The following is an 8,340-nucleotide window of genomic DNA, read 5'->3' as shown; positions in this document are numbered from 1 at the left end:
CCCCGTCTGCGCGCCGCCCTCCTCGACATCCAGCGCGGCGACAGCCCCGACAAGCACGGCTGGATGCACAAGCTCGGCTAGACACGACTGGTCATCTCGGGGGCCGTCGCGGACTCGGTGTCCGGGGCGAGAAGTAGAGCGTGGCGTGCAGGGCGTCGGCGACGACTACTACCTCGCCTGCTCCAGCTTCGAGTACCTCCCCGGCGTACCGCTGTTCCACAGCCGCGACCTGGTGCACTGGGAGCAGATCGGCAACGTGGTGACCCGGCCCGGGCAGTTGGCGGTGGAGAAGGTCCCCACGCTCGGCGGCGCCTGGGCGCCCGCCATCCGGTTCCACGACGGGCGTTTCTGGCTGGTCGTCACCGACGCGATGGGGCGCGGCAGTCTCGTCTTCACCGCCGAACGGGCCGAGGGACCCTGGTCCGACGGCATCGTCATGCAGGGCGTCCCGGGCATCGACCCGGACCTCGCCTGGGACGCCGACGGCACCTGTTTCGTCACGTACTCGGGTCTCCAGCTCGACGGAGACCGCGCCGGCGAGCACCTGGGCATCCAACAGGTCCGGATGGACCTCGAAACCGGCCAAGCCCTCGAAGAACCCCGCTCGTTGTGGTCCGGCACCGGGTTGATGTTCCCCGAGGCGCCACACCTGTACGAGATCGACGGCACCTGGTACCTCCTGATCGCCGAGGGCGGCACCGAGCGCGGGCACTCCGTGAGCATCGCCCGCGGCACCCGTCCGGACGGTCCCTTCGAAGGCGGCCCGGCCAACCCGGTGCTCAGCGCCCGCAGCACCGACCGTCCGGTCCAGAACACCGGCCACGCCGACCTCGTACGCACTCCTGACGGCGGCTGGGCACTATTCCTGCTCGGCATGCGCCCCGGCGGTCTGACGCGGGCCTTCTCTCCCATGGGCCGGGAGACGTTCAGCACGACGCTGGAATGGGTCGACGGCTGGCCGGTGGTACAGCCGGTCCAACTCACCCCGCCCACCGCGCCAGTTGAGCACCACGACGACTTCACCGGTGCCCGACTCGGCCCGGAATGGCTCGCCATACGGACACCGGCCGCCGACTGGTCCTCGCTCACCGAACGCCCGGGCCACCTCGTCGTGCATGCGGACGGCTCGACCATGGACGACCCACGGCCACGTTTCGTCGGCCGCCGCCAGCAGCACCAGTCGGCCGTCTTCTCGGTCCGAGTGGACAGCGCCGGGGGAGTGGGCGGGCTGAGTCTGCGGATCGACGAACGCCATCACTACGACATCGAGGTCGGCGCGGGTATCGCCCGGGCCCGGGCCCGGGTGGGCGGGCTCTGCCAGACCTGGGAGCAGCCGGTTCCCGCAGGCCCGGTGACCGTACGGATCGAGACCGAGCCGGTCGTCGGCATGGGCCTCGACGCCCTCGGCCCGGACACGGTCCACCTGTCCGTCGACCCCGGCACCGGACCGGTCGAACTCGCGGCGCTCGACGGCCGCTACGTCTCCGCCGAGACCGCCGCGTCCTTCACGGGCCGGGTCGTCGGCATGTACGCCTCCGAAGGCTCGGTCGTCTTCGACCGGTTCAGCTACCGGGGCGAGGACTGACGCCCTCATCCCGTCCGAGACAGCCGACCGGCACCTGAGAGAAAGTCACCAGCACCGTATGGGCACTTCCTCCCCACGCATGCTCTTCGGAGCCGCGTACTACACCGAGTACCAGCCGTACGAGCGGCTCGCGCAGGACCTCGACCTCATGGCCGAGGCCGGGTTCAGCGTCATCCGGGTCGGCGAGTCGGTCTGGTCGACCTGGGAACCCCGCGAGGGCCACTTCGAACTCGACTGGCTACAACCGGTCCTCGACGCCGCCGACGAGCGAGGCATCAAGGCGATCGTGGGCACCCCGACCTACGCCGTCCCGCCGTGGCTGCGCCGCAAGTACCCGGAGACGGCGGCCCGTTCGGGCACCGGACAGCCCATCCCGTACGGCATGCGGCAGGACGCGGACTACTCGCACCCCGCCTTCCGGCATCTCGCCGAGCGCCTGGTCCGCAACATCGTCGGGCGCTACGCCGACCACCCGGCGGTCATCGGCTGGCAGGTCGACAACGAGCCCGGGCTACGGCTATTCCACAACGACTCGGTGTTCCAGGGCTTCCTCGACCACCTCCGCGAACGCTACGGAGACGTCGAGACACTCAACAACCGCTGGGGGCTGACCTATTGGTCCCACCGCGTGCAGGACTGGGCGGACCTGTGGACCCCCGACGGCAACTCCACCCCGTCGTACGACCTCGCCTGGCGCCGCTACCAGTCCCGGCTGACGCAGGAATACATCACCTGGCACGCCGAGTTGGTCCGCGGCCTCGTACCGGAGCACCACTTCGTCACCACCTGCGTCGCCCTCGGCCAACAGGGCCTGGACATCTCGGCCATCGGCCGGCCCCTCGACATCGCCGGGGCGAACATCTACTACGCCACCCAGGAGGGGCTGTCCCTGCCGGGTCCCGACGAACCGGACGGCGGACTGTATCCGTTCTTCGTCTCCTGGTCCGGGCCCGCCTGGCTCTACCTTCAGAACGACATGGCACGCGGCATCCGCCAGGAACCCTTCCTGGTCATGGAGACCAACGCGACGTCGATCGGCGGCTCCGCCGACAACTTCCCCCTCTATCGCGGCCAAGCCCGACAGGCCGTGTGGAGCATGGTCGCGCGCGGCGCCAGAATGATCGAGTACTGGCACTGGCACTCTCTGCACTACGGCGCCGAGACCTACTGGGGCGGCATCCTCGGCCACAGCCTGGAACCCGGCCGGACGTACGACGAACTCGCGGTGATCGCCGGGGAGTTCAGGCAGGCCGGCGGCGCGATCGAGGGCCTGCGGCCCTGCAGCGACGTAGCGATGCTGCTGTCCGCCGACAGCCGCTGGGCCATGGAGTTCATGGCACCGCTCAGGGGCAACACCCCTGCCTGGTTCGGCGATCCGCAGTCCTACGAGCGCATCGTCGCCGCGTTCTACCGGGGGCTGTTCGACGCGGGACTCTCCGCCGACATCGTTTCCCCCGAGCAACTGCCGTCCAGTCCGGCGGAGTTGGTCGACCGCTGGCCGGTCCTGGTCGTCCCGGCGCTGTACATCGCGGACGACGCGACACTCGATCTGCTGCGCCGGTACGCCGAAGAGGGCGGCCACGTCGTCCTCACCCCGCGCACCGGCTACGCCGACGAGGAGGCCGTCGCCCGGCACACGGTCATGCCCGGAGTGCTGCGGCCCGCGGCGGGTGCGTACTACCAGGAGTTCACCAATGTGCTGACCCCGGTCACGATCACGCAGGGGGACACGGACGGCCCCGCTCTGCACGGACACGCCACCGCGTGGGCCGATGGACTGACCGCGGAGGGCGCCATCGTCCTCGCCGGGTACGACCATCCGCACCTGAGCCAGTTCGCCGCCGTCACCACCCACGAGTACGGCGACGGCCGCGTGACGTACGTCGGCACCGTCCCGGACCGCGAACTCTCCCACAGCCTCGCGGACTGGATCGCCGCGGTCTCGCTCCCCTCCGACGCCTGGCGCGAGGACCGGCCGCCGTCCGTCACCTGCACATCGGCCACCACCGCGGACGGCGCCGTCCTGCGCTTCGTCCACAACTGGGCCTGGGATCCGGTCGATTACCGCCTGCCCGGGGACGTCCGCGACCTGTTCACCGGCGAGCCCCTCGCCGCCGGAACCGCGCTCGAACTCGGGCCCTGGGACGTCCGGTTGCTCATCGAGCGCGATGGCGACCCCACTTCACCTTCACTCGCACCCTCACCGAGGAGGACGCCGTGACCCGGCAGCCCACCACCGACGCCCCCTCCGCCCCTTCCGCCGCCGACGAAGCCGAGCTGGCCAGGCGCCTCGGCGCGCTCACCCTGGAACAGAAGGTCAGGCTGCTGACCGGCGCCGACTTCTGGTCCCTCCACCCCGAACCCGCCGTGGGCCTACGCCGATTGGTCGTCTCGGACGGACCCGCAGGAGTCCGCGGCGAACTGTGGGACGAGCGCAGCCCCTCCGCCAACGTGCCCTCGCCCACCGCGCTGGCCGCCACCTGGGACGAACCGCTCGTCGAACGACTCGGCGGACTGCTCGCCCACGAGGCACGCGCCAAGGGCGTCGACGTCCTCCTCGCCCCCACCGTGAACCTGCACCGAACCCCCTACGGCGGACGGCACTTCGAGTGCTTCAGCGAGGACCCCCTGCTCACCGCCCGCATCGGGGTCGCCTACGTCCGAGGCGTCCAGGGCGGCGGCGTCGCGGCCACCGTCAAGCACTTCGTCGGCAACGACTCCGAGACCCAGCGCATGACACTCGACGCGCGCATCGCCGAACGCGCCCTGCGGGAGCTGTACTTGGCGCCGTTCGAGCGCATCGTCGGCGAGGGCCGGGTCTGGGCCGTCATGGCCGCCTACAACGGCGTCAACGGGCACCCGATGACCGAGAGCCCGCTGCTCCGCCAAGTACTGCACGACGACTGGGACTTCGACGGCCTGGTGATGTCGGACTGGTTCGCCGCCCGCACCACCGAGCCGTCCGCCCGCGCCGCCCTCGACCTGGTGATGCCCGGCCCGATCGGCCCGTGGGGCGACGCGCTGGTCGCCTCCGTACGCAAGGGCAAGGTCGACGAGACTCTCGTCGACGACAAGGTGCTACGGCTGCTGCGCCTCGCGGCCCGGGTCGGCGCGCTGACCGATGTGCCCGCCCCCACCCTTCCGCCTCACCACGACGCCGAGTCCGTGGCGGCCCGCCTGCGCGCAACCGCCGCCGCAGGATTCGTACTGGCCCGCAACGAGAACGCCCAACTACCCCTGGACCGGGCGTCCTTGAATCGCGTCGGCGTCCTCGGCCCCAACGCCGCAGTGGCCCGGACCCTCGGCGGAGGCAGCGCAACCGTCTTCCCGCCCTACACCGTCTCGCCCCTCGACGGCATCCGCGCCGCCCTGGGAGACGACGTCGAGGTCACCCACGGCGTCGGCGTCACCCCGCAGACCCGCACACCCGCGGCGGCACTGGCCTACCTCCGCCACCCCGACGGCGACGGCGAGGGCGTGGAGGTGAACTTCCTGTCCGAGGACGGAACCCTGCTCGGCTCCGAGCGCCGCGCCGGAAGCGCCTACACCTGGATGGGGTCCTACGGCCCCGGAGTGCCCACCGGCCAGGTCGCCCGGGTGGAGGTGCGCACCGTGATCCGCGCGACCGACGCCGGCCGGTACGCCATCGGAGGCTCGGGCATCGGACGCTTCCGGATGTCCGTCGCGGGGGCCGAGGTGTTCGACGTACGCCTTCAACTCCCGCCGGGCGCCGACCTGGTGGAGGGTCTGATGACCCCGCCGCAACGTCTCCACACCGTCGACCTGGCGGAGGGCGAGGAGACCGAGGTCGTCCTCACGCACGACATAGCCGCTCACGACATAGCCGCTCACGACATAGCCGCTCACGACATGGTCGCCCACGACGTCGTCTCGTCGGACGACGCCCTCGGTGACGCGGTCACCATGTTCCAGCTCAACCTCCAGCCACCGCACGGCAGCGACGACGAGGAGATCGAGCGGGCGGTGGCCCTCGCCCGTGCGGCCGACGTCGCCGTGGTCGTGGTCGGCACCACGGAAGAGGTCGAGAGCGAGGGCTTCGACCGCGACAGCCTGGCCCTGCCCGGCAGGCAGGACGAACTCGTCCGCCGGGTCGCCGAGGCCAACCCCCGGACCGTCGTGGTGGTCAACTCCGGTGCCCCGGTGCTGCTTCCGTGGTCCGAGGGCGTCGCGGCGGTGCTGCTCGCCTGGTTCCCCGGGCAGGAGTTCGGCAACGCGCTCGCCGACGTACTGCTGGGCCTCGCGGAGCCGGGCGGCCGACTGCCCACCGGCTGGCCCGTGTCCGAGGAGGGGCTGCCCGCCACCGAGCCGATCGACGGCGTACTCGCCTACGACGAGGGGCTGTTCATCGGTTACCGGGGCGACGGCCGCACCGGATGGCAGCCGCCCCGGTATGCCTTCGGCCACGGACTCGGCTACACCACCTGGGACTACGTCTCGATCGACGCCCCGGGCGAGATGCGATCCGGCGCCGATCTCGCCGTAGAGGTACGGATACGCAACAGCGGCACACGGCACGGCAAGGAGGTCGTGCAGGTCTACGCCGGCCGTCCCGGCAGCGCTGTCGAGCGCCCGCTCCGCTGGCTCGCGGGGTTCGCCGTGATCGAGGCGGAGCCCGGCGAGGAGGTCGTCGCGACGGTCACCGTGGACGCGCGGGCGTTCGAGCACTGGGACACCGAAGCAGGCGGCTGGGCAACCGAGTTGGGGACCTTCACCCTGGAGGCGGGTCCGTCGTCGGCGATCCTGCCGCTGGCCGCCGACATCGCCGTCGGAAACTCATGAGTGACGCACAGCCGGAAGCGGGACCGGTGATCGCCCCCTGGCGGCAGATCGAGATCACCCTGACTGGAACCCGCGAGCACGCCAACCCGTACACCGACATCGACGTATGGGCCGAGTTCACGCATGATTCCGGCACTGTCCTGCGCCGCCCCGCCTTCTGGGACGGCGGCCGGGTCTGGAAGATCCGGTTCGCCTCCCCGGAGAAGGAGGGCCGCTGGACCTGGCGCAGCGGCAGTTCCGTAGCGGACGAGGGACTGTCGGGGCAGGGCGGAACGCTCGTCGTGCTCCCCACCGCGGACGACCCCAACTCCCTTTACCGGCACGGCTTCTGGCGGATGTCGCCCGGCAGGCGCAGCCTGGTCCACGCCGACGGGACGCTCGCGCTGCTGGTCGGCGACACCGCCTGGGCACTGCCCTGGCGGGCCACCGAGGAGCAGGTCACGGAGTACGCGGTCGACCGGCGGGCCAAGGGCTTCAACGCGGCCCTGTTGATGAGCGTCCAGCCCGACATGGACGCGCGCGGACCGCGCGACCGCGCCGTGGATGAAGGGTTCGACGTCGGCTTCGAGGACCTGCCCACCGGGCACGTCAATGTGCTCAACCCGGCGTATTTCCAGTACGTGGACCGGCTGATCGGGATTCTGCGCGACCACGGGATCGTCCCCGTACTCCAGCCGCTCTTCCACGGGTTCGGCTGGAAGGGCCTGCGGGTGGCGGGTCCGGTGGTGCCCCCGCAGGAGTACGCGCGCTACTGCCGCTATCTCGTGGCCCGTTATGGCGCCGCCCCCGCCGTCTACCTGGTGGGCGCCGACGGCGAGGGTCACGAACCGCAGATCGCGGCGGGCGGCGCGGAGATCGGCCGCTGGGACGCCTACGGCCAGCCCTGCGGCATCCACTACCGCCCGCACGCCGACAACTCCGCCCACCAGAGCGAGAGTTGGCTGCATTTCCAGTGGTGCCAGACCGGCCACATGGGCGGGCACGTCCAGGAACGGGTCGCCGACATGTGGCGCAACACCCCCGCCAAGGCGGTCGCCAACGCCGAGCCGACGTACGAGAACACCGGCCGCCCCGGCCGCGCCGCGGGCTGGTGGCAGGGACACGAGGCCTGGAGCAACCTCTGCGCCGGCGGCACGATGGGCGTGGTCTACGGCGCGGCGAGCCTGTGGCAGTGGCGCCTGCACGCCGCCGAACCCGGCCACGAGGAGTTCTTCCTCGCCGAGAACGCCGGCTGGCGGGAGGCACTGGACTTCGAGGGCTCACGCCACGTCGGGCTCATCTCCCGCATCCTCGACGGCCTTCCCCTCACGGACATGCGGCCGGACTGGCGATCCGCCCTGGCGCCCCGGGGCCTGTCCGTCCCCGGCGTGCTGTACCTCTGCTACGCCGAAGAGGGCGGCCCGCTGTTCATCACCGCCCCGGAGAACGTCCCGCTCCCTTACCGGGTGGTCGACCCCCGAACCGGCGAGACCGTCCGCGAGGGCGTACGCGCCACCGCGGTGGAACCCGTACCCGACGAGGGCGGTGCACCGAGGGTGTACATCTGCCATGACCCGAGCCGGAGTTGATCCCCATGCACGTCACACCACCCGTCTTCGAGCACCACCGCGAACCCCTGGGCATCGGCGAGTCCGCTCCCCGCCTCAGCTGGCGCACGGTCACCGACACCGGGGACTGGCGCCAGGCCGCCCACCAGGTGGAGATCACCGCCGCCGACGGCACGGTCCTCGCCGGCACCGGTCGGGTGGAGTCCAGCGAGTCCGTGCTGGTTCCCTGGCCGGGGCCGCGCCTCGGCTCCCGGCAACGTGTCGGCGTACGCGTACGTGTCTGGGGCGGCACCGAGGACGAACCATCGCCTTGGTCGGGGACGGCGTACGCCGAGACCGGACTCCTGGACCCGGCCGACTGGACGGCCCGCCGGTGCCTTCGTCAACGACCAGATCGCGTTCTTCACG

At 71.3% G+C, this 8,340-nt stretch carries 5 protein-coding genes; all 5 read left to right on the top strand.

The features are described from left to right. The first annotated feature begins 145 nt into the window (after positions 1–145). Positions 146–1,585, top strand: a complete 1,440-nt coding sequence (locus ACNFOC_RS46240) for a glycoside hydrolase family 43 protein (RefSeq protein WP_416964999.1) — start codon at positions 146–148, stop codon at positions 1,583–1,585. 58 nt (positions 1,586–1,643) lie between these two features. Beyond that, on the top strand, positions 1,644–3,806 hold the full coding sequence (locus ACNFOC_RS46235; RefSeq protein WP_416964998.1) for a beta-galactosidase: 2,163 nt from the start codon (positions 1,644–1,646) through the stop codon (positions 3,804–3,806). Next, complete coding sequence (locus tag ACNFOC_RS46230; RefSeq protein WP_416964997.1) at positions 3,803–6,385, top strand: beta-glucosidase family protein; 2,583 nt, start codon at positions 3,803–3,805, stop codon at positions 6,383–6,385. The genes ACNFOC_RS46235 and ACNFOC_RS46230 overlap by 4 nt, the downstream gene beginning before the upstream one ends. After that, entirely contained in the window at positions 6,382–7,953 is a 1,572-nt protein-coding gene (locus ACNFOC_RS46225; RefSeq protein ID WP_416964996.1) for a glycoside hydrolase family 140 protein, read from the top strand. Before ACNFOC_RS46230 ends, ACNFOC_RS46225 begins: the two co-directional genes overlap by 4 nt. Before the next feature lie 5 nt (positions 7,954–7,958). Next, the coding region (locus tag ACNFOC_RS46220) for a glycoside hydrolase family 78 protein (RefSeq protein WP_521986716.1) at positions 7,959–8,340 on the top strand (382 nt) is incomplete at its 3' end.

Source organism: Streptomyces colwelliae, from assembly GCF_048158785.1.
GTDB lineage: Bacteria > Actinomycetota > Actinomycetes > Streptomycetales > Streptomycetaceae > Streptomyces.
The sequence above is the reverse complement of the archived record's forward strand: the minus strand, read 5'-3'. Positions and strand labels throughout refer to the sequence as shown.